Source organism: Lawsonibacter sp., from assembly GCF_022777125.1.
In the GTDB taxonomy this organism is placed as follows: Bacteria; Bacillota; Clostridia; order Oscillospirales; family Oscillospiraceae; genus Lawsonibacter_A; species Lawsonibacter_A hominis.
This window is the reverse complement of record NZ_JALFGV010000069.1, coordinates 1-23,370: the sequence shown is the minus strand read 5'-3', so window position 1 is coordinate 23,370 and position 23,370 is coordinate 1. Positions and strand designations below refer to the sequence as shown.

General features: G+C 54.0%; 22 protein-coding genes and 1 pseudogene. 7 read left to right on the top strand and 16 right to left on the bottom strand.

Annotated elements, in window-relative coordinates; translation table 11 throughout:
• The first annotated feature begins 38 nt into the window (after positions 1–38).
• The 7 genes from MR825_RS05825 (at position 39) to MR825_RS05795 (ending at position 9,681) form a co-directional block, all read left to right on the top strand.
• Positions 39–1,652 (top strand): hypothetical protein, encoded by a 1,614-nt coding sequence (locus MR825_RS05825; protein ID WP_287879459.1) that lies wholly within the window; start codon positions 39–41, stop codon positions 1,650–1,652.
• A 25-nt stretch (positions 1,653–1,677) separates the two neighbouring features.
• Positions 1,678–3,147, top strand: a complete 1,470-nt coding sequence (locus tag MR825_RS05820) for a right-handed parallel beta-helix repeat-containing protein (RefSeq protein ID WP_287879457.1) — start codon at positions 1,678–1,680, stop codon at positions 3,145–3,147.
• A gap of 12 nt (positions 3,148–3,159) precedes the next feature.
• A complete protein-coding gene (locus MR825_RS05815) occupies positions 3,160–4,374 on the top strand; it encodes a hypothetical protein (protein ID WP_287879455.1) in 1,215 nt (404 codons plus the stop codon).
• Positions 4,375–4,425: 51 nt separating this feature from the next.
• Positions 4,426–7,269 carry an S-layer homology domain-containing protein gene (locus MR825_RS05810; RefSeq protein ID WP_287879453.1) on the top strand — a complete coding sequence of 948 codons (2,844 nt, stop codon included), beginning with the start codon at positions 4,426–4,428 and terminating at the stop codon, positions 7,267–7,269.
• Between the two features lie 79 nt (positions 7,270–7,348).
• Entirely contained in the window at positions 7,349–7,750 is a 402-nt protein-coding gene (locus MR825_RS05805; RefSeq protein WP_287879450.1) for a hypothetical protein, read from the top strand.
• Between the two features lie 85 nt (positions 7,751–7,835).
• A complete protein-coding gene (locus MR825_RS05800) occupies positions 7,836–8,798 on the top strand; it encodes a DUF4428 domain-containing protein (protein WP_287879447.1) in 963 nt (320 codons plus the stop codon).
• 217 nt (positions 8,799–9,015) lie between these two features.
• Entirely contained in the window at positions 9,016–9,681 is a 666-nt protein-coding gene (locus tag MR825_RS05795) for a 5-bromo-4-chloroindolyl phosphate hydrolysis family protein (RefSeq protein WP_287879444.1), read from the top strand.
• Positions 9,682–9,813: 132 nt separating this feature from the next.
• Here the strand turns inward: MR825_RS05795 and MR825_RS05790 are convergent.
• From MR825_RS05790 to MR825_RS05715, 16 genes and pseudogenes are all read right to left on the bottom strand, one after another.
• Positions 9,814–10,065 (bottom strand): annotated as a pseudogene (locus MR825_RS05790) (IS110 family transposase); the annotation flags it as partial.
• Positions 10,066–10,798: 733 nt separating this feature from the next.
• A complete protein-coding gene (locus MR825_RS05785; protein WP_195328290.1) occupies positions 10,799–11,056 on the bottom strand; it encodes a helix-turn-helix domain-containing protein in 258 nt (85 codons plus the stop codon).
• A gap of 15 nt (positions 11,057–11,071) precedes the next feature.
• Complete coding sequence (locus MR825_RS05780; protein ID WP_441328108.1) at positions 11,072–12,904, bottom strand: type IV secretory system conjugative DNA transfer family protein; 1,833 nt, start codon at positions 12,902–12,904, stop codon at positions 11,072–11,074.
• Between the two features lie 4 nt (positions 12,905–12,908).
• Positions 12,909–13,826, bottom strand: a complete 918-nt coding sequence (locus MR825_RS05775) for a DUF3991 and toprim domain-containing protein (RefSeq protein ID WP_287879438.1) — start codon at positions 13,824–13,826, stop codon at positions 12,909–12,911.
• Positions 13,827–13,841: 15 nt separating this feature from the next.
• Entirely contained in the window at positions 13,842–15,272 is a 1,431-nt protein-coding gene (mobP3, locus tag MR825_RS05770; protein ID WP_287879436.1) for a MobP3 family relaxase, read from the bottom strand.
• 3 nt (positions 15,273–15,275) lie between these two features.
• Entirely contained in the window at positions 15,276–15,692 is a 417-nt protein-coding gene (locus tag MR825_RS05765) for a hypothetical protein (RefSeq protein ID WP_287879433.1), read from the bottom strand.
• Position 15,693: 1 nt separating this feature from the next.
• Positions 15,694–15,939, bottom strand: a complete 246-nt coding sequence (locus MR825_RS05760; protein ID WP_101691728.1) for a hypothetical protein — start codon at positions 15,937–15,939, stop codon at positions 15,694–15,696.
• 355 nt (positions 15,940–16,294) lie between these two features.
• Positions 16,295–16,816, bottom strand: coding sequence for a hypothetical protein (locus MR825_RS05755; protein ID WP_287879426.1), 522 nt, complete (start codon positions 16,814–16,816; stop codon positions 16,295–16,297).
• A gap of 22 nt (positions 16,817–16,838) precedes the next feature.
• Positions 16,839–17,891: a hypothetical protein gene (locus MR825_RS05750; protein WP_287879424.1), complete on the bottom strand. Its 1,053-nt coding sequence runs from the start codon at positions 17,889–17,891 to the stop codon at positions 16,839–16,841.
• Between the two features lie 131 nt (positions 17,892–18,022).
• The gene (locus tag MR825_RS05745) at positions 18,023–18,346 is read right to left on the bottom strand and encodes a DUF6103 family protein (RefSeq protein WP_287879422.1); all 324 of its coding nucleotides are present in this window, start codon (positions 18,344–18,346) and stop codon (positions 18,023–18,025) included.
• A gap of 10 nt (positions 18,347–18,356) precedes the next feature.
• Positions 18,357–18,722: a DUF3846 domain-containing protein gene (locus MR825_RS05740; protein WP_287879419.1), complete on the bottom strand. Its 366-nt coding sequence runs from the start codon at positions 18,720–18,722 to the stop codon at positions 18,357–18,359.
• 15 nt (positions 18,723–18,737) lie between these two features.
• Entirely contained in the window at positions 18,738–19,835 is a 1,098-nt protein-coding gene (locus tag MR825_RS05735; RefSeq protein WP_287879416.1) for a M23 family metallopeptidase, read from the bottom strand.
• A 33-nt stretch (positions 19,836–19,868) separates the two neighbouring features.
• Complete coding sequence (locus MR825_RS05730; protein ID WP_287879413.1) at positions 19,869–20,426, bottom strand: hypothetical protein; 558 nt, start codon at positions 20,424–20,426, stop codon at positions 19,869–19,871.
• Complete coding sequence (locus MR825_RS05725; protein ID WP_287879411.1) at positions 20,404–22,248, bottom strand: VirB4 family type IV secretion system protein; 1,845 nt, start codon at positions 22,246–22,248, stop codon at positions 20,404–20,406. Before MR825_RS05725 ends, MR825_RS05730 begins: the two co-directional genes overlap by 23 nt.
• The gene (locus MR825_RS05720) at positions 22,238–22,825 is read right to left on the bottom strand and encodes a hypothetical protein (RefSeq protein WP_287879409.1); all 588 of its coding nucleotides are present in this window, start codon (positions 22,823–22,825) and stop codon (positions 22,238–22,240) included. Before MR825_RS05720 ends, MR825_RS05725 begins: the two co-directional genes overlap by 11 nt.
• On the bottom strand, positions 22,822–23,085 hold the full coding sequence (locus tag MR825_RS05715) for a hypothetical protein (protein WP_287879407.1): 264 nt from the start codon (positions 23,083–23,085) through the stop codon (positions 22,822–22,824). Before MR825_RS05715 ends, MR825_RS05720 begins: the two co-directional genes overlap by 4 nt.
• Positions 23,086–23,370 lie beyond the last annotated feature (285 nt).

Genomic DNA, 23,370 nt, shown 5'->3' with positions numbered 1-23,370 from the left:
TTTGGCCAGTCCGATCAAGCCGGAAGGAGTGGAGTAATTTGAAAAAGAGACATACGGCCTTGTTCCTTGCCATTGTTCTCCTGCTGACCACCTTGTGCGCCTGCGGGCATCAGGCGGGGCAGACAGAGCAGTCGGAGAGCAGCGGCGGGGAGCCCACCAAGGGCTTGATAACACGGGAACCGGCAAAACCTTCGTCTGAACAGTCGAAGGAGATTGCCGTCACCGAGCTTTACAGCGAGGAAGGAGAGGGCGCTTCCGGCGACGGCTTCTCATACAAGTATTCCTTTCATGTGCCGCAGATTGAGGATGACACAGCCGATGCCGCCGACATCAATCAGGAGATCGCCTCCACCTACGGCGAAATCGCAAAGGAGTGCCTGGAGAGCGTCCAAAAAAAGGAGGCCCCCTACTGCAGCAGCGTGGAGTATGAGAGCTTCCACAGCGGGGAGATTCTCTCCCTGGTGCTGAAATGCGCCTATTTTTATGACGGCTTTGAAGGATACACCGTTTACAGCTATGATGCGGCAAAGGGTGTGCGCCTGACCAATGAAGACATTCTCAAGATGCAGAACATAACAGAGGCGGACTACCTGACTGCCCTGCGCCGCGCGGCGGCGAAGGACTTTGACGATGCCTACCACGCTGGCTGGGGGGACATGGAAGATATCTATTCCGGCGGCTATCAGGAGCTGCGGAGCTGGACGCTCTCGGAGCAGAACCTGAACATGGACCTGCCCCTCTATATGGATGATGGCACTGTCCATGTCATTGCCCCTATCGGTAGCATTGCGGGGGCGGGTTATCTGAGCCGGGACTTGGCCCTGGAGCTGGAGGAGGATACCTCTGGTGTGGAAACCGCCCAGCTGGGGGACTATCTGACAGTGAAGCGGCAGGGCAATGCCGTGACACTCCGGGTACGGCAGACACCGCAGCTGGAGGCCCTGCTGGGGGAAGACGGCCTCATCCACACAGATGCCGCGCTCTATGACAAGGATTTGACCGTAAACGGGCTGTACGGCAGCTATACCAAAATCTTCTGCGGCGAGATTGGGGAGGCGGACGAACCCTTTGTGTTCCTGCTGACTGAGGAAGGGCGAGTGGAGTGCATTGATGTCCTGTCCTGCCTGCTGTGCGGAACCATCTGCGGCGGCGGGCCCCTTTTAGGCGCAGCAGACGTGAAGGACCTCGTTCAGTCCTCCGCGGACGGGCTCCCCGACGTCTGGGCCGTTACCAAAAGCGGAGAGAAGGTGGGCCTGTGGGATACCGCTTCCTTCCAGCGGTACACGATACCGGCAAGCCTGCAAAACAGCGCGTGGTGGAACGACGAGACCGGCGGCTCCCTGACTGTGTCGGAGGGGAACGGCGACAACTTCAATTATTGCGTCTTCCGGGAGACCGGCAGCGTCAGTGTGGAGATTCACGGGACCCTCAACTATCTCGGCATGACGGAGAAGGGCATGGTGTACGCCTACCGGCTGTGGGGGGCATTCAGCAACGGCCCCGGCCTGACCGGAGTGGCCGCCTTTGATCAGCGATCCCAATTTAGCGGGAACGACTATGAAAGCACACTGACCGTCACGGAGCTGGGCGGTACGCCTCTTCTTGGAGAGCAGACAGGCGATACGACGATCCTGATGTCCAGCTTTGGTTGAGAGAACGAAAAAATAGGAGTATGCCATGAGAAGATGGATCGCGCTTTGCGCTTCCCTCCTGCTGCTGGCCGCGTTGACGGCCTGCGCCCAAACAGATACGAAGCAGGACCCCGAAACCGATTCCCCGCCTCAAAAAGAGGTAGTGGAATCCCATGGGTCGGACGATACGGTCACTGTATCCACCGCTGCCGAGCTGATCCGGGTCATTGCCCCGGACGCCCATATCATTCTGAAATCCGGCGACTACAACTTCTCCGCTCTGACGGAGGAGAAAATTGGAGAGTGCGGCGGATATGTAAGCCCGGACAGCCTGGCACATGGAGAAATCACGATCTATAACGCCCCCGGCCTCACCTTGGAGGCGGAGGAAAGCGGGGCTGTGCGCCTAATCACCGAGAACGGGTATGCGGATGTGGTGACCCTGGTCCACTGCGACGGGGCCGTCCTGAAGGGCCTGGTCATCGGCCATGAGATCGAGCGGGGCGAGTGCGACGCCGACGTCCTCCGGATCGACACCTGCGAGGATGTGCGCGTGGAGGAGTGCGGCCTGTTTGGCTGCGGCGCCGACGGCATCTGGGCGGAGAAGGCCGACCGCCTCACCGTCACTAAGACGGACATCTACGAGTGTACCAGCAGCATCTTCAGCCTGGTCGATACCGGAGAGGCGGTCTTTGACAGCTGCCGGTTTTACGACAATGACGGGATGTTCTTCCTGTGGGGGGAGACGGAGGTTCTGGTCAGGGACACGGAGATCTTCCAAAATCGGAATCCCCTGCTGGAGGGCTACCCGGAGGACGTCCGCATCACCTTCCGGGACTGTACCTTCCGGGACAACCCCGATATGGGTGCTCCCGAGGACTGGTCCTGCGTTTCCTTTGAAAACTGCGAGCTTCCCGCCGCCCCCGCCCCGGTCTCTGCGGAAACGGCCTATGAAGGATTGATCCAGCGGTACCGCCAGATCGTGGTGGACCCGGACGGCTCCTCCGCCGAGACCGTCGGGGAACAGTGTGTTCTCACAGCCGCGCGGGATATGCGGGAGTGGGGCGAAGACCCCTTGGAAACCCTGGGCTACGCAGTCGAGGACCTAAGCGGCGATGGCGTGCCGGAGCTGGTGATCGGGTTCCTGTCGGATCACAGTATTTTGCAGTACGCCGTCTATACGCTGGTGGACGGACGACCTCAAGTGGTCTTTGAGGACGAGGAAGGTTCCCTGGGCTATTTGGGAAACGGCTCATTCCACTATGTCGTCAGTCTCCCGACAGGGATGGGACAGGGAACCGTTTCCCTCTCTCAAGACGGCACACAGATCCTCTGGGAGGACTTCTATTTCACCTTGGATGACATCTTTGGCGGCGGCACCGTCACAATTTACCACAACACCACCGGGAGCCTTGACCCGGCGGAATCGGAACTAACCGACTGGACCATGGAATACTTCTATGCCTGGGAACCGGAGTATGAGGACTTGCCCATGATCCCATTTTCCGCAGACTGAGGAGGGAATGAAATGAAACGATATGCCGCGCTCTTTCTGTCGCTTTTGCTACTGGTGGCCATGACGGCCTGCGGCGGCCAGCCGGCGGACAACAGCTCGCCAGATGGAGAGGAATCGACGCCCGCACACACACCGGGCCTCCAGATCCCGGAAAAGGGAGGTAAAAAGCCGGTGGGCACGAAGGACCCGGAGCAGACATCGGAGCAGGCCACTGACCCTGACCTGGTCTACAGCGAGCTGGTGGAGCGATTCCGCACCCTGGTGTCCGACCCCTTCGGCCAGGACAGCGACAAGCCCGGCGAAATGGGCGTTTTGGAGTTCGCCCGGGCCGCAGGGGACAACGCCGTGTATGAGATGGGCTATCTGATAGAAGACCTCAGCGGCGACGGAATCCCGGAGCTGGCGGTAGGTGGGCTCAACGGGATGACCAACGCCCTCTATACCCTGGTGGATGGCAAGCCGGAGCTGGTCTTTGAGGGCTGGTACCGCAGCAGCTATGTCTACATGGGCGACGGCCACTTCTACTACTACGGTGCCAACAGTGCGGCGGAGAACGGCCAGGGCGTGTTTTATCTCACTAAAGACGGGACCGAACTGGAATGTGAGAGCTTTCTCTTTACCGGCCTCAACAGCGACGGGGATCTTGATGTCTATTACAACGAGACCGGAAGCTGGGACCCGGCGGAATCGGAGAAGTCAGACATGACAGCGGAGGATTTCTGGGCGCTGGACCCCGCCGGGGAGCCTCTGCCCCTGACGCCCTTCTCCGGGACAGAGGTTGGGAGCGCCAATGAATCCAGGGTTCCGGTGTCGGTCCGGTATCTGACAGAGGCTGGGGACGTGGACTGCGACTGGGTCACCCTGTACGACGGCGCCGGCGCCGCCGTCCTCCTCTTCACCACGGACAGCCCGGTGAGGTCGTTCACAGTGCTGACGCTGGAGCTGACGGACTTCACGGAGACTGGGGCGGCGATTTTCTCCGCCACGCCTGTTGTGCTGGAGGAGGGGCTGGACAGCCTGCCGGAGGTGATGACGGTGGACACCCCGGTGGCGGTACAGCTGGGTTTTATGGGTACCATCCCCAATTACGGCATTTCCTATGTGGACGGAGGCGGCAATCTCCGCCGTTTCGCCCTGGTGCAGAGCGGCTACGACGGCTCCGTCCTGCTGGAGGAGGCGGACCCGAATGAGACCCAGTTCATTCTCCCGGGGGAGGTATCCGGATAACGGCTGGAACCATGCGATTTTCTGAAATGAAATTTGAAGGAGGAGTCCAATATGAAAAAACGAACCAGCAGACTTCTGAGCGTTCTGCTCACCCTGGTGATGGTGCTGGGCCTGCTCCCGGCGCTGGGCGCCACGGCACTGGCCGACGAAAGATATGATTTGTATTTGGAGGTCGGGGAGAATGCTTTTGACAAGCCAGAGATACAGTCCATCATATATAAGCTGACCGGACAACATGCAAAAGGACTTGGTGCATATACCGTGCCTCGCCATGATTGGTCTGATGACCTCACATACTATGTGGAGGCTTTGAGTTCCGATGACGATATTATCTCCGATGCGGGACTGGCAAAACGTCCGGGAGAGTGTCTCCTTAACATTCAAAAAATTGATAAAACCTGGGGACAGCCTGATAAAATCTTGGACAGGATGAGTGTGCTGATTTGCGTGACCAACGCCCGCATTGATCGTGTGGCGGTTACCGGCATCGACGCACCTGTTACCGGCCAGCCGCTGGACATGACGGCGGAGTGCAGCACCCCCGGCATCGCGTCAGTCGAGGTCATCAAATGGCACAACTCCACAGACGGCGTTGATGTTGTCTCCGGCGCGGTTGCACAGGGCGGCAAGGCATATTCGGCGTTTGTTACGGTTACACCCGCAAGCGGGTATGAACTGGTGGGATATTCCACCACAAAAGTCACCGTAAACGGCGGGTCAGCATCACCGGTGTACGGCGGAACGGACTATCTTACTGTGGCTTACCATTTCCCGGCCACAGGCGGTGAAAACTCCGAAAACCAAAACTGGGTCACAACAAAGAAGATCATTTCCGAGGTGGCCGTCACCGGTGTTGTGACCCCGGTGGACGGGGCAAAGCCTGTGGAGACCTGCAAGCTGGGCGGGACGGGCTACACCCTGAAGAGCATGAGCTGGTATGACGGTTCTCTGAAGATGAACAGCGCCGGTACCTTCCAGGCGGGGAAGACCTACCGGGCCTGCCTCTATCTCCTCCCCGAAAAGGGCTATACCTTTGACGGTGCTGACAGTATGACAGCCACCGTCAACGGCAAAACGGTGGAGGTTACCAATGTATACGGAGAGCCGGAACAGCGCGGCGTAACCATCGATTTTACCTGTGAAAAGCCGTCGAAAACCATCTCCACTGTTGCGGTCACCGGGCTTGACGCTTTGAAGCACGGCACAGCGGCGGACTACACTGCCTCCACCTCTACTCCTGGCTGCACCGTCAAGAAGATCGAGTACCAGATGTTCCGGAAAACCCTGACTGACTACGTTCCCGCCAACGGGGACAACATCGCGGTGGTGGTTACGGTATCCGCCGCGGACGGCTACACATTTGCCCCCGGCAGCACCGCGACCTGGAACGGCCTGACCTCGGACGACACGGTGGCTGGCCTCAATGCCAACGAAAAACGATATGCTTTTTACATCAAGGTCAAAGCGGATGATTCGCAGATCATCAAATTCGCCGCCATGACCGTCACTGCGCCGGAGATCGGCAAGGCCCCCTCCACAGCTGTGACCGGCAGCGGCGTTGAAGCCAGCGATGTCAAATGGTCCCCCGCCGACGCCACGTTCCAAGCGGGAACGGCGTATACTGTCTCTTTCACTCTGAAGGCGGATGCTGCCCATGTGCTGGCCGACGACTTCAAAAATGTCGGCACTGTCACGGTCAACGGGCAGAAGGCGACGCTGACCTCATCGACCAAGGGTAAGTTCGTTACCTATACCGTCTCCTACACCTTCCCGGCGTTGAAGGCTGGTGAAATCTCCTCCGTTTCCGTCACGGGCATCGACGCTCCGGCCATCGGCACAAAGCCGGACACCTCTGCCGAGGCCGGTTCGGAAGAGTACATCATCGCGTCAGTGCTCTGGTCTCCCGGAGACAGTAAATTTGCCGCAGATAAGGCTTATACGGTCAATCTCACTTTGAAAGCGGCGGGTACAAACAAGTTTACCTCCAAGGTCACTGCCACGGTCAACGGTCAGGAGGCCAAGATCGTCTCCGGCACCGGCACCCAGGAGCTGCGGATCAACTACACCTTCCCGGCGCTGAAGGCCGGAGCGCCCGCCATCACCACCCAGCCCAAGTCCGTCAGCGTCAAGGAGGGCGCGGACGTTACCTTTTCCGTTGCCGCCACCGGCGAGACTCTGAACTACCAGTGGTGGTGTGAAGCCAAGGGCGGCGCGGCCAAGGTGGGCACCAACGGCCCGACCTATACCATCAAGGCCGTGAACGTGCCGGATGATAACGGTACTGTCTACTACTGTGTGGTCAGCAACAAAGCCGGAGAGGTCACCTCTGACAAGGCAACTCTGGCCGTCTCCAAACTGGGTGCCATGACCACCTTCTCCGACGTGCCGGAGGGCGCTTACTACACCGATGCGGTGGCATGGGCGGTAGAAAAGGGCGTGACCAGCGGCACCAGCGGTACCGCCTTCTCTCCCAACGCCGACTGCACCCGCGCTCAGATCGTGACCTTCCTCTGGCGTGCAGCGGGCAGCCCCGCACCCAAGAGCAAAGAGTCCGCCTTTACGGATGTGGCCGCGGGCAGCTACTACGAGACAGCGGTCCAGTGGGCTGTGGAGAACGGCATCACCTCCGGCACCAGCGCCACCACCTTCAGCCCCAACGCCACCTGTACCCGGGCCCAGACGGTGACTTTCCTCTGGCGCTCCCAGAAGTCCCCGGCGGACGGCGCCGCGAACTCCTTCACGGACGTGGCGGAGGGCACCTACTATACTGACGCGGTGAAGTGGGCAGTGAAAAACGGTATTACCAGCGGCACCAGCGCCACCACTTTCAGTCCTAATGCCGATTGCAGCCGCGCCCAGATCGTGACATTCCTATACCGCTGCCTGGGCAAGTAACTTGTGCCAATGCGGCGTATGGTTCCGATACGGGGAATTTAGCCGCTGAGCAAATAAAGAGAATATGGAGGAACATCAAATGAAAGGTCAAAGTTTTCTGAAAATCACCTCTATCCTGATGATCGTGGGCGGAATCATCGCCGTCATTGCCGGTGTAATCGCCATACTGGGCGTCAGCGCCCTGGTGGCCATCGCAGGCAGCGCGGAAGGGGCCGGCCTGCTCTATGCCAGCTCTATCATCGTCACCATCGCCTCCGTCATCGAGATCATCGCCGGTGTGAAGGGACTCAAGGCGTGCAAAGCCCCTGAGCTCGCCAAAAAGTGTGTGACCTGGGGCATTCTGATCGTAGTAGTCAGCATCATCTCCATGGTGATCGGCCTGATTGGCGGCGGGAAGTTCAGCATCACCAATCTGGCCCTCAATCTGTTAGTGCCCGGCCTGTATATTTACGGGGCGGTGCAGCTGAAGACGCCCGTTTAAGGCTCTTTGACACCATTAACTGCCCACATTTATTCTGACCGGTTAAATATAGACCGGCGGAGAGATTAGCAAGGAGGAAATCATTATGGCTCTGTTTGGAAAACTGTTTGACAAAAAGCAATGCTCCATCTGCGGCGGGGATATCGGGCTGCTGGGCAACCGCAAGCTGGAGGACGGAAACTGCTGCAAGAACTGTGCGGCCAAGCTCTCCCCCTGGTTCAGCGAGCGGCGGCAGAGTACCGTGGAGGACATCAAGGCCCAGCTGGAATACCGGGAGGCCAATCAGGAGAAAGTGGCGGCGTTTCACGCCACCCGTACCCTGGGCGAGAGCACCAAGGTGATTCTGGACGAGGATGCCGGGACCTTCCTGGTCACCTCTGCCCGGAACTGGCAGAGCGTCAACCCCGATGTGCTCAGTTTCTCCGATGTGACCGGCTGTACCTTGGATATTGATGAGAGCCGGACGGAGATCGAGTACAAGGATCAGGAAGGCCATCACCAGAGCTTCACGCCCAAACGGTACGCCTATTCCTACGACTTCTACATCGTAATCCATGTCAATAACCCCTACTTCAACGAGATCCGGTTCAAGCTGAACAGTTCCTCTGTGGACAACGATGAGGAGACCTTACTGGACAGCCCCACCGCTATGCCCCGCTCCAGGTCCGGCGCCAGCCGTCCGATGCCCGGCGCGGTTCGCCCCGGGGCAGTGCGTCCCGGCGCAGTCCGGCCTGGCGCAGTCCGGCCTGGTGCGGTTCCTCCGGGAGGCCGTCCCATGCCTGGCCGCGCCCCCATGGGCGGCGGAATGATGGGCGGTGTGCGGGTATCCAACGCCGACGAGGTTCGAGCCAGCCTGGAATACCAGCAGTATGAGCAGATGGGTCAGGAGATCCGTGAGGCACTTCTCCAGATTCGCCAGGAGGCCCGGGACAGCGCGGCGGCGGCAAACGCCCCCAAGACTGCGGTGACCTGCCCCTACTGCGGTGCCACCACTACGCCGGACGCCTCCGGCTGCTGCGAGTTCTGCGGCGGCGCCATCGGCGGCTGACCATACTTGCCCTGGTATAAGATAACTGCTGCGTTCGGGAGCGGCTGTCCCACGGCAGCCGCTCCCATTCTTAACCATACGGCGGCAACTAAATTTGCTGATATTCCTCTTAGGTGTACTTACCTATTTCATCGTAGTCAAAGGATTTTTTTAGAGTGGACAGCACATAGGACAGAGCTTCGCCCCAGGCTAAATCATGGGAGAGGAGAGAATACCTGTGAGCAATCAGTCATCCGGTGGTTTGGGCATCCTGGGTCTGATCGGGGCCGCGGTCCTGTTCCTGATCCTCCGGCGCTTTTCCCCTTCGCTCTCCAGACTGTTTTTAATCATTGGGATCATTGCGATTTCCTGCGTCCTCGTACTGGTGGCGCTGGTATTGTATTTTGCATTCCGCAAGCCCAAGAAAAAACCAGATTCCGCCAGCGATAGAGCAGTCCTCCTGCAAAAGGGCCGCTCTGACTTGTTGGAACTGCGTCAGCTTACCCTGCGAATCCATGACCAGCGGATCCGAAAATCCGGTGAGGAGGTCTGCCAGGTGGTAGAGAAGATTCTCGCCGCCCTAAAGGAGCAGCCGGAGGACATTCCCAAGGCGCGCCAGCTGTTCAGTTACTACCTGCCCACCTTCAGTGGAATCCTCCAGCGGTATGCTCGGCTGGAGCAGAGCGGTGTACCTGTTGCGGACGACGCAGAAAAGGTAGCAGTCTGCTTGGATGGCATCCAGGTGGCCATGAGGAAGATGTACGATAGTCTATACGATGATGACAAGCTGGATCTCACTGTGGAGATAGAAACCCTGAAGCAGATCTGTAGACAGGACGGTCTGTTGGCGGAGGATGTCGTTCAAATAGAAGACGGAGAGCAGAATATTACACTATCGCTGTAATCCGGCGCTGGTCGCAGCAGTCAGTCAAGAAGGAGTAAGGTTGAAACATTGTAGTCTAAGTACCATTCCGAAAAAGGACGCACAAAACCAAGCCCCCTAAGAGCGGGCGAAAAATGCAGTTATGCTTAAAGTCTAAGTGGTGGATGGAGCAGTCACCAGATATCCCTGCCGCTGGAGGATAAAGATGGCCTCGTCTACGGAAACCTCTCGGTGTGCAGGCGGCCGGTCTGCCTGCCGGTATAATTCAGGATTGTAAGGCTCATTTTTCTTGAGCATATTGTAAATGGCGGTGAGCAGCATCCTGGCAATAGCGATGATTGCTTTTTTGTGGCCTCTGCGTTTTTTGAGCGCAAGGTAGCGATTGTGGACTTCCGGGAACTGCTTGCCACTGGGTGTCTCATAGCGCCGCACCGCCGGCGCGGACTTCGCTGGCCGGTACGGATGTACGTATTCTTTCAGGATACTCATCCCGCCATCATACCCCAGTGCCCGCAGCCGTTCCAGCAGTACCACACAGTTGAAAATACCTTGCTGCATCCAGATGTTCAACTGTGGTTTGTAAGGGTCCAGCTTGGAGCCTTTTCTAACACCCTTCAAACCATGCGGCTGCACTGGCTGTGTTATGTACTTCCGGGCAGTGTTTTTTGATACTCCAATTTCACGCCCAATGGAATATGCACTCTTGCCTTTTCTTGCTAATTCTTTTATCATTAGTATCAGCCCACTCCTAATCATTCGGCCATCTCCCTTAAAAGTATTGCACACACTTTTAAGATAGCCGGTCTTTAGGCGTGGGTCAATTTTTGCCCGGCGTATAGGTCTATTTTACTCCGGCGATGACACAGTTGCTCTTATGATGAGTTCTTCGCTGGCTTGGATAGGAACATAGAATAGCAGTCTCATACGTTTGATTTGTTTATGCCTAAAATTGAAGTTATCCGCAAACATAGATGTAAGACTATTCTCTGTACTAGGTTCTCCGATAGAGTGGGATCTTCTGGGGGGACCATAATGAACCCACCCTCGGTCCAACGCCAAGGCGCATAAGCCCCTTGGCGGCAAGTTATTTAAGAAAAAGTGGTTTGTACTAGGATATGGTACAAACCACTTTTTCACTTTACCTCACAGTGTATAGGTTTGAGGTATGGCTGCCATTTGTGCGGAACCTGGGGTTCTTTAGCAGGAACCCTTTGCGCTCCAACTCGTTGATCGCTCTCTTCACAGTGCTACGTGACAAGCCGAGATCAGAGGCGATTGTTTTAATGCCCGGCCAGCAGGATCCGGATGCATTGGCCCGATCACGAAGATATATGTAAACAGTCTTGCACCGATGAGGCAATTCAGTGTCCGCATAGATCGATTCAAAATAACCCACCTGGTTCACCTCCTATTATGTTCTCAAGCTTGAATCGTCGGAGGGCTGCACATGGTCATCCGCTTCCGTCATCCCCTGTCCGCCATTTTGCGGTGGTGCGCCATCTGCTTTTTTTGATTCCGCATTTTTCATTGAACGGCATAGGATACTATCCTCCAACTCCTTTCGCCCAGCGTAGTGAACCTGTGCGTTTTCCCGTGCAGGTACAGTGTATCCCTCTTTTTCGAAGGTAATGCCCCATTCCAGGAAGAGGCGAAGTCGAGTCTGCATCGGATGGCAGCCTGTTTTCATCACAACAAAGTGGCCTTTGGGAATGGACCTCAATTCGTCCGGAGTCATCAGGGGCCGCTCCACCATCTGCAGAGATTGACTGGGGTCATTCTTGCCCTGGCTCACAGAGCCGGACTGCACCGTGCGGGTGCCGAGGTTTTTGGACAACACTTCCGCAGTCTGGCTGCCAGGCGCAAAACCGCCGAAGATTGTGTCCTGGCAGTTATCTTGAATGATCTCGCTGCCCTCTTTGCCATAGTTTTTTTCAAGCTGAGCTAATGATTGGATGATCGGTACTAGAGTCAACCGTCTGGAGCGCCCAGCGGAGAATAGGGGCAAAATATCAAATGGCGGCATGGTTCCCAGCTCATCGCAAAACAGCACCACACGGTTTTTCAGTTTTCCGCCATTCTCATCAGCAACAGCAAACAGTTCTCGACTCAGGTTCTGGATCATCAGTCCGGCCATGAAGTTCTTGGTGGTGTCTTCTTCCGGCAGGATCAGAAAGATGGCGCATTTCTCGCTGGCAAAGGTTTCCGCGTCAATGGCGCTGTCAAAGCAGATGACCTGTTCCAACTCACTGTCAAGAAACGCATTCAGCCTGGACAGAACGGTGGACATGACAGAAGCCATCGCCTGGTCGGAGGTGTTGAGCGCCGCTCCCGCAAACCATTTTGCCTTATGATTTTCCGGAAGTTTTGCCATCAGTTGCTGGAAATAATTTTTTTGTCTTGGGCCGGGGGACTCCAGCAGATCCTGCACCAGTTTGAACACAGAAACAATGTGTCTTCTTTCCCAGGGGGCCTTATTCGTAGGGGGTAGATATTCCGCCAGCAGGAGAACGACAGCAGTGAGCAGGCCCTCAGCTGCATCGTAGAAAAACGCATTTTGCCCATATGAAGAAGCATCGCCATCTGGGTTCACGATTGTCTTCGCCAGGATTTTTGCATACTTCTCCGCCTTGGCTCTGGCTGCCAGGTTGTTGGAATCTTCCTGCGCCAAATCCATATAGCGGTTGATCAGTGTCAAAAGATTATTTCCGTCTGACCTGGTCGGATTGCGAAGGTCAATCACGGAAATCTTGTAACCGTAATACTTGCTGGCGATGGCACCGTAGTTCCTCGCCAGATCACCTTTGGTGTCCAGCGCTAGAAAACTCATTCCGCAGGCGCAGGAATATTCCAGATTGGAATACAGGAAAAACGCTGTCTTACCGACACCGGATGCACCAATCATCAGGAAGTGAACATCGTCACAGTCCACAAGAGCCTTGAATCCGCCGTGCCTGAAATGCTTTTTTGCCCTGACGGGAGCACGTCCAACGCAGCCCAAGACCAACCCCTGGGCTTGAGGGCGGTTTTCTCCTCGACGCCACTCATCCACTCGAAAAGGCACATGTTTATAGGTCTGCTGGATTTCCTTTGGTGTGGCCCACCGTGCAGTTCCATGCTGTCCGTCACCCACAGTTTTAGATTTGATACGGTTAAGGGAATAGCGTTGCGAGAATATAGAGGCAATGACCAGCACCAGCAGCATTCCACCGCACAGCGCGATTAGGCCCCACGCCTGGTCAGTCATGGCTTCACCCCATTTCTAAAAAAGGGACCTGTGCGTCCTCCAGAGCGCACAGGTCATCATTCCAGTCTTTGTTTTGGGGAGTCAGGCGATCCGAGGCAATTCCAAACTGTTCGGCAATCTGTTCGGCCATGCGGAGGCTTGCTGCTCGCCCTGCTGCGTCATTGTCCAGGCATAAGAACACCTCCTGTGTGCAGGGCATACGGGAAAGCATTGACATTACAGGAATCGCAGATGTTCCGCAGCAGGCCACATAGCTGTGGGATTTCCAGTCATCCGGATACATGGTGATGAAGGACAGCATATCGATGGGCGCCTCGAAGGCATAAAGTTTTCCATCAGTGCCGATGTGATGAAAGCTGTATCTTGGATCACTGCCCTCCACATTTTGTCGGAAGGACTTTCCAAAACTGTTGGCACTTCGTTTGTGAGCGTGGCGCGGGGTGCCCTGTTCATCTGTCCCCACAAAGACACAGTTGTGATATTTGCTATCCTCAAAGAGAGTCTTTTCTTTCGCAAAATAGGCAATCACATCACGGTCAATGTGGCGGTGTTTCATCAGGTAAGCAAAGACGCGCCGCATATTGGAATTGGGCTCGGGCAGTTCAAATGGTTTTTGAAGCGGTTTCTCCCGTCCAGCAGCAGAAGGGTATATTGCACCCTGCTCACCTCCCAGGAGCGCTTTGACTGCGTCAGGGTAACTGTAATGATAAAACCACCGGACAAAACTGATCGCATTTCCGCCCTGGCGGCTGTCGTGATCGAACCACTCACAGCCGCGGATCGTTACACTGTGATCGCTGTCGAGCCGCTTATCCCGTCCAGATGGAAGGAGTTTTTCTCCTCTCCGGCGAAGGAATTCTTCAAGATCCACTTCGGCTGCTCGCTGCTTTTGCTCATCAGTGAAATGAATATACTGTGCCATAGTACCTCCTTTCCTTTACATCGACGGACCATTCTGCCAGTTCTGTTCCTCATGATCATCCGCCTTATGACCAAGGGCAAGTCGCTTAGCCATCAACTTTTTCCTGCGCTTGGAATCCATTCGAAGGCCCAACGGACTGGCAGGCGCCATTCCATTATCTCGAAAAATCCGTCCCATATGATAGAGCAGTCGAGTCACTGTCACCATTACTGCCGGGTTGTGATGGTTCATTGGCTGTGACTTATATTGCTGTTGAGCGGTATCCGTCTTTTCCGGTGATGCGGTTGGTTCATCTTTTTCTGACTCTTTCTTCTGCTCCGGGCTGGCGGAATTGATCTCCTGTTGTTCCAGCTCCAAACGAAGATGTTCAGCCTCACGGATAATGGAATTTTTGATTGCCTTGAATTCCTTTTGCTTGGAGAGAGGAGTATGGATGCGTGGTTTATCCTTGTAGTACCTTTCCAACTCATCGCGCAGGTCATTCCAGACCTGATAACAGGCAGCCACATCCGGCTGCAGTGCCAACTCATCGGTAATCGCATCTACCAGTTCCTTTACTCTTTTGGGCAGGTATCCATACTGCTTTTTCCCTTTTACGCTGCCCAGGGCATTGGCCAACTCCACCATTTTCTCGGCTAGCGAATCACTCTCTAACGCAGAGGTTTCCATTCGAGAGATAAACTCCGTCATTGCGGAGCGGGACTGGTTTACCAGATCCTCATAGGCCAGATCCTTTTTCACATAGAGATTGTGCATCTCATCCCGGAAGATCGTATTGGTGAGCGCAGATCGCATAGCCGCAATACCCGCTTTGTTCAGGTAACCATGTTTTTCATCTGCGGACCACACCATCATGTGTACATGTGGGTGGTACCCTTCATCGTGAAAGGCCGCACACCATCGGAAGTCATCCACTGGGATCTTCATAGCCTGTGCCAGCCGAGTCTTATGCTGCAAGAGAAGAGTGCGCCAACTCTCAGCACTGTCGTATCCAAGAGCTGACGCATCTTCACGCCGCAGAGAAAGAATGACCGTCCAGACAGGCCCTTCGTGTTTCGCTACTTCAGCCATTGTATCTTTGAGCGATACATCATATGAGTCACTGAACAGTCCATGATCGCCACGTTTCTCCACGCGAGGACGGGTGGCGATGTATTTGAGATAGCCATCTCCAGTCTCCATAGTGTGAACGTTGGAATCCAGTGCCATGGTGATAAACTCGGAGGCTTTGCCAAAGGAAGGACAGGCGCAGTAGTCACTGTACTCGAACAGTTCCTTGGTGTCCGGAAAGTCCTTGAGCAGTTTCTCAATGATTTCTTTCTGTGGTTGTGTGACAGGGCCGCGGCCATGCAGTTTCTCCACACCCTCTCGAGTGGCAATGTACTTCATGTATTTCGCCGCACTGCCTGCGCGGATGTAACCACACTTCTGCACCAGTTTCGGCATGACTTACAACCTCTTTTGGAATCGGAAGATCTCCTTGAAACTAATCATGCCATGGGTACGCATCACATCCTTTACACATCGGCCGCGCAGTTGCTCCAGTTCATCCAGAGTGGCGTCAGTGTCGTGTGCCATAAGGTGCATCATCATGGACATCTCCACCGACATCTTGAACAGCAGTTTCCCAAGACGATCTCCCAGAGCACCCAGTGATCCTTCCAGCACAGCAGACAAGGTGACCGGAAGGTATGTTCCGTCTTGCTCGGCCTCCAGATAACCAGTGTAGAACTGAATGGCTCGTTCAATGAATTCGCTCTGACTCTGGGAATTGTCAAGCTGATAGCAGCGTTCCACCAGTTCTTTTGTTCCCGGTGTCAGCCAGAGAGCGAATTTTTTCTTTGTGTAACTCACGTCGTAGTTCACCTCATACTCTCAGTAATCTTTGACCAATGCGAAACGCTTCCAGGTCATCAATGATGAACAGATCACTGCGCCAATGACCAGGCCACACTGCAAAGAGTTTGCTGGTACCCTGCTTGGCACGCATGTATCCTTTAAATTTTTCACCATATGTGACGAGTTGGTTGATCTCGCCGGTTGGAAATAATTCGATGTAGCAGATACGGTTGCTGTCATACGGGAACCCTTCAGTCGCTTTTGCGCTTCTCATCTTTGGACCTCCTTTTCAATCAAATTCATGTCAGGTCCGCTATCAACCCCGCCCAAAAGCCTGAAACGGCGGGGCTTGCGGGGATTCGCAACCCCTATGGCGTGTTATTTTCGCTTTAACAACCCCGATGGGAAAAGCCCGGAACTGCCCGCACTGCGGGCAGAAGTGAGAGAGCCGGGGCGTTCACGACCCCGGCTCTTTCTGCCTGCCTTTTTTTCGTCCTCCGTCCCCTGGTGGAAAAAGCCCGCCGAACAGCGGCAAACCGGTCAAGAGGGGTAGGGGGCCTGGCCCCCCCGGAGAAGGGCACACAGGGCCTCACAGCGGCCCACACGGGGCGGTTTTTGTGCCTCCGGTATCAGCCCATCTGCATCCCACGAAAATCCTCGTTTTCAAGCGTTTGAGAGGACTCCTGGGTCAGGTCTTCCATGTCAGCAATCCACATGGACATGCTGTCGAGCAGTATCTCCAGGTGACCAGAAACAACTTGATATGAGTCCTCCAATGTTTTGTTTCCGTGGAACTGCTCCTGCTGCGTTTTGTGAACAGCTTCCATCTGACGCTGTATGGCAAATACGTTGTCCAGCAGACCATAGACGGAGGCCGCATGAAACATGGTTGCCTCCTGTGCCGCTGAGCGTAGTTCTACCTTCTGATAGAAACCGTGGCTCACTCGCGCATAGGGGAAAGTGGGATCCTCAAGTTTTTTGCTGATGGGCAGCACGAGGTTGTTCTGTTCAATTGTTCCCTCGTACTGTGTGCCCTTAGCCTGTTCACGTACATAGTCGATGATCTCACGATACCGATGCGGGTTGCCGTCATCCAAGAGTTGGCGAAAGCAGTCCAACACAAATTCGTTTTTTCTGCTGCGATCAATCAACCTTATATGCCTCCTCACATTATTACATGGTCTGGTTCTCCGGGAATGAGATGGAATGCACTTCGGTAAGATACTGTGCGCGATATTCATCCAAACTCATCCCGGTCTGTTCCATGCAGTAGTCATTCATTTTGGAGCGCAGGGACAAACGCTCCTCCTCAGTTAAGGGATAGCGATAGGTTTCTTCAGAACCATCTCCGCAGGCTTGGATCACAGTGAGTGCGTCGCACACTTCGCCAACATCCAAATCAAAATCCGCATAGACATTGAGGTAGTCATCATTGGCATCGGTAACAACGTTGGTTCCGAAGACTGCGTCGGGATCAAATGTGATCGGCACATAAAAATTCAGTTGGTTTCCGCACTCGCTCATATCATCTTGAAAGGTGACCTCTTCCATGCGAAGCCGTCTTGATCCAGACAGCACAATGGCCTCAGAGTCCGGCGTGAGTTCTTTGCCTTCAAGTTTGTCCAGCAGTCGATCCCATCTCTGATCCATCGAGATATTTTGTTTTCGGAAAGCGTGGTAGGCTGCCACGCTCACGTCATGGATACGGTAGGTATGCCAGCCATCCATAGCGTTAGCTGCGGAAAATGTATCCTTGTCAAAGTCCATTTCGAAAACACCTGACACCTTCCCAGTGTTCTGCAGCCGTTGGTCCAGGAGTTGATCATATTCTGCCTGGGTGATTTCCGAGCGGTCTTTGAACACAGATGCGAAGGAAATAGGTAGAGGATTATCCCCAGCGGTGAGATAAGTACGCAAGCGTTTTGCGGCGATGAGCAGTGTATCTGCTGAAGAAGTTTTGAAATACAGATCCTCTCCCCGACCGGTGACATGGTACGCCGCCCAGGTGGTGTTGGCCATTTGATCCGCTACCGCCTCGGCATGTTCAGCATTGATGAGTTCCTGTATCGCCTGTCGTTCCTCAGAAGGAACGCACTCAGAATATAGATCGGCAAGCATTTCCTGCATTCGTTTTTCAACATCAGTTCCATTCGAAGCAAGTTGCTTTTTCAGTGCCCTGAACTCATACTCATGGAGCCAAAGTACGATCTCAACGGAGCCGCTCATTTGGACACCCCCTGTTCCGCCGTTTAGCAGCTTTCTGCTTGCTGCAGGTGCTGGGTGCGGGACAGCGAATGTCTTTCCGCTGCCGCAGGCTGAGCAGTCGAGTGAACGAACGCTGATCCTGATTCAGAAAATCACACTTTTTCATCATTACAACCTCCCATTTCATAACTGGTTGACAAATCCTGTCCGTCCTTTTCCTGATTGCTGTTATCATTTTGAGTCTGACGGGAACGTCCGGATTTGATTGTCCGCTGTTGCCTTGGCCGGGGTGCAGCAGGCTTATTCCTGCTGTCCAGATACTCACGAGTGTCCGCTGGGACATATTCTTCATAGAGTTCTTCCAGCATCCGTTTCAGTTTTTTCTCGGGCGTGCTTTTCTCCTTGGCCGACAAAAAATACCGGAGCGCATCCAGGCGCTCCGGCTCCATTGTTACTTTCAGTTCAACCTTGTCCATACTGTCCTCCTTACATCGAGTAGAACTCAACCCGAAGAGCATCCTCTACCTCGCCGGGCTGGAATGATTCCGGCTTGGCGAACAGTTTTTGGAAGCGATCCAACTGTTCCTCTGTGAGAGAACAGAAGTCACCCGCACTGGTATCACCGGCCAGGAAAAAGGTGCCGGCGATAATGTCGTTTCCAACACGGCGGTTGCCCTCCAGCCCAATTAATTTACCTTCCTCATTGCAAACCATGCAGACATCGTTCAAAGGGATCACTTCAATGTAGCCACCCACTACTTTCTGCATGGCATCCAAAGTATTTGGGATCGTCACCGCTTCCGGGATTTTGCCCGGCTCTACTTTTAGTATTGTAATTTCACTCTCTTTCATGAGAACGCACCTCCTTTAATCAGTTGGCAGATATGATCTTGGATTGACACGCTGGCCATTGACTCGCACTTCAAAATGAAGGTGCGGGCCGGTAGAACGTCCGGTGGAACCGGACAGCGATACGATGTCCCCTGCTTCCACAGTATCGCCTGCCCTGACCAGCAATTTAGAATTGTGGGCATATAGGGTCACCATACCGTTGCCGTGATCGATCATCACGTAGTAACCGTACCCTCCGGCATTGTAGGCGGCAGTCGTGACAGTTCCAGGCAAAGCGGCACGAACAGGAGTGCCGGTGGGGACAGCAATATCGATGCCGGTGTGACCGCTGGGTTGGCCTGTGAAGGGGTCTGATCGATAGCCAAACTCAGAGGTTACCCTGCTCTCCCAACTGGAACCTACAGGAGAACAGAACCCGTCCGCCCCGATAAACGGCACGTCCGCGCCAGGGATCCAGCCATCCGTTCCGGTAGATGATCCGTAGCAAATCAGGTTATAGATGCTGTCTGCGTTGCCCTGTTGTTCCTCAGTAACGGTGATGCCCAATTTTGTTTGGATATTAGACCATATCGTTGCCATGTCTGTGATGGGGACTGCCACTGTATAGGTTTCATCTGCATCTGTTTCATCGGATTCTTCTGTGCTGTCTGTTTCATCCTCTTCTGAGTCATCCTCTGTCCGAGTTCGTTCCTCATAAGTTACAAAGCAGCCAACAAATTCCTGATGGACCCGACTGCTGGGAGAGTCGGCACCGAAGTACAGAGCAAAAAAAATGGCCTTGACTCGTATCGCGTCAAGGCTTGTTCCTTCATCCGTCATGCTATTGATTTCTGTGATGCGTTCATCCAGCAACGAAAAACTTGTCTGTATGTCCTCAATGTAGACTCGGTACTCTGCAGATAGATCTGCTGGGAGAGTACCTCCATAGAAACACAGGTCAAGGATATTGGTATTATGTTGTGCAGAGCCACCCAGAATGGAGCAGAACGCAGCAATAAGAAGGATAACGGGAGACAGGATCGCCACCAGAACCCAGCCCGCTGCCTTGCGCGTTTTGTCATTTGCGAGAACAGCAACTGCGGCCTTTGCAATAGCGGCGGCGGGAATGGCCATAAAACTCACCTCCCATACTTATAATTGGTTATCTCATCCCATGGATAAACTATCCTGCTGCCGTTGTTCAGCGGCGTCGTCCAAGCAGTTATGCAGGGTTACGTCAAAGCAGGCACACGATGCCGCAGTTTTCAAATTCTCTTCGCTGAAACAGTCTATCCGCAATGCTTTCTTTGACTCCAGTTCCTCCTGAGAAAAAATAGGTTTTCCGCAGTTTGATAACAGGATCATGCGATTGTAATTGGTATCACCTTGCACAAGGTTCACCACATCTCCAACCTTCAAACGGCAACCATCCTCATCCACAAGTCCGGTATCATCGCCAATGAAGCCTGCCACTACGGAAAAGCATTCACCGTCTTCGGCTATCAGGTATTTCAGCTCCATTGGGAATTCCGCAATGGCGTTGTATTCCTGTACAAGATCACCCAATCGTTGAAGTTCCTGCCTTTGCTGAGGGTCATCCAGTGTGCCGCATAGGATTTCTTCTTTCTGTTGTGAGATCGCCTCTTCTATTGTGCGGACTTTTTCAAATTTGCCCTTCATGTTAATTTCACCTCCGACTGAATCACCGACCGCCAGCCGATCCAAAGAGCCGTTCCTTGTGCGGCGGAGCATGTACGGCCAACAGATGCCTGTCATTACCGCATTTATAGAGACAGACTCCTCGCTGTGGGTACCGGATCAATTCATACTCTGCTTCTTCCAACTGGAGATTTTCCATGTAAAACTTTTTGTCAATGGCGCCCGCATTGAAAATAAACTGGTGTGTGGGGATAGCGAAAAGGGGACGCGTCAGTTCCCGGATACCCGGCTGGTCAAAATCCTCCAGATTCTGACTGGCCAGGATCAAGGAGGACTCCTTTTTACGAACCCGTTTGAGGCAGTTGCGGATGTAGGTAACCGCGACTGGATTGGTGAGCCACAGGTACAGTTCGTCGATGGCGGCCACGGTATTTCCGGCAGTGAGCAGTTGGTCAGACATATAGGAGAGCACGGTAAACAGCAAGGTATCCCGCAGGTTCTGCGCCACACTGTCCAGCCCCTTGACACAGAAGACCAGGAACCGTGCGGACGAGATATTGGTGTGGCCGTTGAAAAACCGTGCGTCTGCGCCTTTGCACATTGAATGGAGCCCCAGCAACAGATCCCGAAGCATCTCTGCGGGATAGAGTTTCAGTTCCTCTTCGCTCTCATAATTCTGGTAGGCATCCTCAATGATGTCGTAAAGATCCGACAGGATGGGGTAGTCGGTAGGAAGCATACGAGAGAAATCTGTTTTGTCGTTGATACCCCATTTACGGTATAACCGCTCGATCATCAACTCCAGCGTGTCAATATGCGGGGTATCAAAGTCCTTATAGACACGAAAGATGTCCCGCAGGAAAGAGACATGCTGGGCCAGCAGCGTCCCGCGGAAAGCGGCCGGGGCTTCGGGGTCATCTGGTTCGCTGCCATCATCCCACCGGCGCGGTTCCAGAAGGTTGATCCGATGCCGGCCATCCATGAAGTCCAAAAAGCATCCGCCAATGTTTCGGCAGAGATCTTCCATCTCATGCTCAGAGTCCAGAGAGATTACAGATTTTCCCGTTTCCAATCCATTGCAGATCAGGAGCCTGAGCAGGTAGGTTTTGCCCTGGCCGCTGTTGCCGAGGATCAAGGCGCTGGCATTGGTTTTGTCATCTGCCCTCCGATCCAAATCCACAATTACATTGGAGCCGTACTTATCCCGGCCAACATAGAAACCCATCGGATCTGTTTTACCCGAGTAACTGATCGGGTACAGATTGGCTACACTGGTTGCGGGAAGAACACGCTCAGCAAAAGAACCAAACGCATTTTGCCCCGCCGGATTGGAAGAGAGGAAGCCTTCTCTCTGCCTTAGAAGCAGCGGATCTGTTCCCAACTTGGACCGGATCAGAATTGCGTTGACCTCATCCCGCAGGGTTCTGAGATCTTCCATCGTATTTGCAGTCAATTCCAGAAAGCAGGAGCAGTGGATCAGCGGTTCCGTCTGCCGCCGTGTTGTCTTGATCAGGGTTTCGACATCCTGGATCTTCTCCTCAGCCGTAATGCTCTGCTTCATGTTACTGAAATTACTGCGCTCCATCCGGTTCTTGTTGGTAGCTGCGTGAATGATGGCATCCTCCTCCGCAGTAGTCACTCGTCTTGTAAAAAGGCGCAGTGTAACGCCTGCCAACTCTCCAAGCCTGCGCAGCAGAGCCAGTTCCTCTGTGGTGGGAGGATAACTACGAATGGCGACAACACTTCTGTAGGTCCCGCCCAGTATAAAGTGGTCGGTATTGAATTTCACTGCCGCCGGCGCAATGAGGTCGAGATACTCTTTTGGTCTGGCAACTGCAGGTTGTTTCGCCGGCGGGCTTTTCTTTTTCTGTTTCTTCTTATTTGCCATTTTGAATCACCGCCTTTCCACCGTCTACATCTTCAAAAAAATCTGTAGTCACATCATGCTGGTAATAGACTGCCAGCAGGCGTTTAACATCCTGCTCATCTGCCAGCCGGACATGCAGGCCATGATCGCAGATCCCCTTCTCCAACTGCCGCAATGTGCCCTCGTTCATATCTGATTTGAGATCCCTGCGTAGGATCAAGACAAATTCACGGGCAGATGCGGAAGAGGACAGGATTTCGTCCAGATGCCGAATGTCTTGCGCCAGAAGTTCCCTCAGTGCAGGAAGTCTCTCCTCTTCCAGGCGCGCCTGATAAAATTCCTTATTCCGCTGGAAGGACTCTCTGGAATCTACAACCAACAGTTCCACCGCAGGCTCTGCCCGCAATAGATTGGCCAGCGCATTGACTCTGGCCCGGATCCCGTCAGCAGAAAGGACGGAGAGGTTGTCTGGCCGCACAAGGAAAAAAACCAGTTCCGCATTGGATGTGGTTACGCCATGAGGCGCAACCCCCTGTATCCCCATCAACTGTCGTGTGGATTGATGCTGCTTTACAGCGAGTTTTTCTTTTCGAGTCACGGGTCAAGCCTCCATTCATAATATTGCTGATGCAGGATTAGAAAACAGGCCGCTCTTCTCAGAAAGTCCAGAATACTGGAACCATCAACGCGAATGGTGAGAAAAGCAAAGAGGACTGTAATCACCAATGGAACCATGCCGATTCCTTGGCTAAGTGCCAGAACAGAGAGAAGAAAACTGACGCCGATGATGCCGATATCCCGCAGTTCCCAAAGCCACAACATAGGCTTTGCTTTCAGGTTTTCTGGATAAATGAACATACTGCTTGCACCTCCTTTTGAGGTTTGATCCCATACCGGCTTAGAGTGATGGGAGAAGGCTGTTTTTAATATGGTTCTTCAATTTGGAGGAACGATTGGAGGACGATTTTGAAGTCTTCTCCTTCCGCACTGGAGAAAGCGCCGGGAACATTATGAGCAGAAAGCAATTATGCGTGGTCCCTCTCTAAAAAGCAGAGGAACAGCAGCGTTAAGCACTGTTCCTCTGCACATAATAATTTGGTGAAAGCGGATCATCCAAGGGATGAGAGCCAATCAATGAGTTCA

Coding starts and splice junctions, on each gene's coding strand:
- MR825_RS05820 (WP_287879457.1), top strand. CDS start 1,678: ATGAGAAGATGGATCGCGCTTTGCGCTTCCCTCCTGCTGCTGGCCGCG.
- MR825_RS05815 (WP_287879455.1), top strand. CDS start 3,160: ATGAAACGATATGCCGCGCTCTTTCTGTCGCTTTTGCTACTGGTGGCC.
- MR825_RS05810 (WP_287879453.1), top strand. CDS start 4,426: ATGAAAAAACGAACCAGCAGACTTCTGAGCGTTCTGCTCACCCTGGTG.
- MR825_RS05805 (WP_287879450.1), top strand. CDS start 7,349: ATGAAAGGTCAAAGTTTTCTGAAAATCACCTCTATCCTGATGATCGTG.
- MR825_RS05800 (WP_287879447.1), top strand. CDS start 7,836: ATGGCTCTGTTTGGAAAACTGTTTGACAAAAAGCAATGCTCCATCTGC.
- MR825_RS05780 (WP_441328108.1), bottom strand. CDS start 12,904: ATGACTGACCAGGCGTGGGGCCTAATCGCGCTGTGCGGTGGAATGCTG.
- MR825_RS05775 (WP_287879438.1), bottom strand. CDS start 13,826: ATGGCACAGTATATTCATTTCACTGATGAGCAAAAGCAGCGAGCAGCC.
- mobP3 (WP_287879436.1), bottom strand. CDS start 15,272: ATGCCGAAACTGGTGCAGAAGTGTGGTTACATCCGCGCAGGCAGTGCG.
- MR825_RS05760 (WP_101691728.1), bottom strand. CDS start 15,939: ATGAGAAGCGCAAAAGCGACTGAAGGGTTCCCGTATGACAGCAACCGT.
- MR825_RS05750 (WP_287879424.1), bottom strand. CDS start 17,891: ATGAGCGGCTCCGTTGAGATCGTACTTTGGCTCCATGAGTATGAGTTC.
- MR825_RS05745 (WP_287879422.1), bottom strand. CDS start 18,346: ATGGACAAGGTTGAACTGAAAGTAACAATGGAGCCGGAGCGCCTGGAT.
- MR825_RS05740 (WP_287879419.1), bottom strand. CDS start 18,722: ATGAAAGAGAGTGAAATTACAATACTAAAAGTAGAGCCGGGCAAAATC.
- MR825_RS05735 (WP_287879416.1), bottom strand. CDS start 19,835: ATGGCCATTCCCGCCGCCGCTATTGCAAAGGCCGCAGTTGCTGTTCTC.
- MR825_RS05725 (WP_287879411.1), bottom strand. CDS start 22,248: ATGGCAAATAAGAAGAAACAGAAAAAGAAAAGCCCGCCGGCGAAACAA.
- MR825_RS05715 (WP_287879407.1), bottom strand. CDS start 23,085: ATGTTCATTTATCCAGAAAACCTGAAAGCAAAGCCTATGTTGTGGCTT.